Origin of the sequence: Flavobacterium tructae, assembly GCF_002217475.1 — a bacterium.
GTDB classification, from domain to species: domain Bacteria; phylum Bacteroidota; class Bacteroidia; order Flavobacteriales; family Flavobacteriaceae; genus Flavobacterium; species Flavobacterium tructae.
This window is the reverse complement of sequence record NZ_MUHH01000083.1, coordinates 1-2,194: the sequence shown is the minus strand read 5'-3', so window position 1 is coordinate 2,194 and position 2,194 is coordinate 1. Positions and strand designations below refer to the sequence as shown.

At 29.3% G+C, this 2,194-nt stretch carries 2 protein-coding genes; both read left to right on the top strand.

The features are described 5' to 3' along the window. Positions 1-223: 223 nt before the first annotated feature. Positions 224-601 carry a helix-turn-helix domain-containing protein gene (locus tag B0A80_RS20420; protein ID WP_089078483.1) on the top strand — a complete coding sequence of 126 codons (378 nt, stop codon included), beginning with the start codon at positions 224-226 and terminating at the stop codon, positions 599-601. After that, complete coding sequence (locus B0A80_RS20415; RefSeq protein WP_089078482.1) at positions 591-2,165, top strand: DNA primase family protein; 1,575 nt, start codon at positions 591-593, stop codon at positions 2,163-2,165. Before B0A80_RS20420 ends, B0A80_RS20415 begins: the two co-directional genes overlap by 11 nt. Positions 2,166-2,194 lie beyond the last annotated feature (29 nt).

Here is a 2,194-nt window from a genome sequence, read left to right as displayed (position 1 = left end):
TGCTTAGGAATTCCTAAGCAACTTTTTTTTTTACAAAAATTTTAAAATCATGGAGATTAAAATATCTCAATAACTTTTGAAAAAAAAACACTCTCAAAAATTTTTGAGAAAAAAGATTCTCAAAAATCCCAAATACAAAAAAATCATTTTTTTTCCGTTTTCCACAAGCATAATAACTACTCCCGATTTGCAATAATGCAAGTTGAAATTCAAAATTAATAATATGGAAAATCATCAAAATTTATCCTTTGAAAAAATGCCGCAAATACTCGGGAAACTTGTGGAAGAATTTAGTGAACTTAAAACCTTACTAACATTTAAAACTACTCAGGAGTCAAGGGAGAAAAAATTATCAATGGAAATGGCAATTAAAGTTATGGCTGAAGAGGGAGTAGAAATAAGCAAAAGCAAGCTATACAAACTTACCTCATCAAAACAGATACCTTTCTATAGATTTAACCAAAGATTGGTATTTGAAAGATCTGAATTAATTGATTGGATAAATGAACAAATTAAATCCTCCAACCAATCAAACAATGCAATCGAATTTATAGCTAAATCAGCTAACAACAAATTAAGTACGAAAAGAAATGGAAACTAAATTCTTTATACCAGAAAACACAGATTTTAACGTCGTAAAATTGGTACACAATGATGAAGTTAAGGTGTTACAGATTAAATCAATTTCTCCTGAAAGCAGCATTACTTTTAAAAACATGATGCAAAAATCTATTCGCGAACATGAAATTTTTAGCATCTTATTAGAGGAAATGACATGTATTGATTTTACATATGAAGCATCTAAGAGTAAAGGAGACCTGAAAATGAAGAATGAAAACCTCTTGCTAACTATCTTACAAAAAAATGTTATTATAATACAGAAATTATTATCATTAGCTCAAGAAAAAGGATTCGGATTAGGTGTACATAATGAGAAATTTTATTTTTATAATGAGCGTTTCTGGGAACATAAGGACAATCAAACCTTATTTAGCTTTTTAGGGGATTTTGCAGAAAAAGCAGGCTTGGACCCTTTAGATGCGAGACAATTCAAAATTAGAGATCTCTTGTTTAAACAATTTCAATCTGACGCAGTAATTCCGAATTTTAATGATGCTCATAAAGGGAATGTAATCCCTCTACAGAATGGTGTTCTAGTTTTTCAAAATGGTGATATTGAATTGAGGCCTTTTCAAAAAGAATATTTTTTTAAATATATTTTACCTTTTGAATATGACCCAAAAGCAACTGCTCCAATTTTTGAAAATGCATTAAATAAAATTTTACCTGACACAACGCTGCAAAATGTTTTGTTTGAAGTTTTCGGTTCTGTTTTTACTAAAGAATTAAATCCTGAAAAAATGCTCATTTTACATGGCTCTGGTTCAAATGGTAAAAGTTTAATACATAATGTAATCAACGCTGTGTTTGGCAAAGAGAATGTTACCAATCATTCTTTACAGAGTTTGTGTGATCCTAACAGTAAAGTAAGGTCATCAATAGAAAACACGCTTATCAATTTTTCTTCTGAAATTGGAAGTGGCAAATTTGACATTGATACATTTAAACAATTGATAAGCAACGAACCTGTTTACGTAAAGAAACTATATCAAGATCCATATAGGATTACCAATTACGGAAGATTTGTATTTAATGGTAACACTCTTCCGACTTTTGTAGAAAACACAGATGCTTTTTATAGAAGATTTTTAATAGTACCTTTTAATGTTGTAATTAATGATGAGGAGAAAGATCCATACTTATCCCAAAAAATCATATCAACAGAATTACCAGGGGTATTTAACAAAATACTTGATGGAATGAAGCGATTGCTTTCACAAAGAAACTTCTCTCAATCTCCAATTATTGATGATGAGTTAAAGAAATACAGAAAAGAATCGAGTAGTATATTGTCTTTTTTGGATGATGAAAACTATGTAATAAGCAGTAAATCAACAATGCCATCAGAAACTTTTCATCATATCTACAAAGAGTATTGTCTTCGAAATGGATTTAATGCATTTGCCGTTAAAAAATTTAATACTCAGTTAAGAAGTATTGGGTATCAAATTGAGAGAAGCACAAATGGATATTATCATATCAATGCAGAAAAACTAATTCCTGGCTTTGAAGATTTGTCAAATTTTGCAAATATAAATGTGTAACAAATAAATTTAAAAAAATAACAGCTAAC

What these genes read in the sequence shown, in the direction of transcription:
- B0A80_RS20420 (WP_089078483.1), top strand. Translation starts at nt 224, where the DNA reads ATGGAAAATCATCAAAATTTATCCTTTGAAAAAATGCCGCAAATACTC.
- B0A80_RS20415 (WP_089078482.1), top strand. Translation starts at nt 591, where the DNA reads ATGGAAACTAAATTCTTTATACCAGAAAACACAGATTTTAACGTCGTA.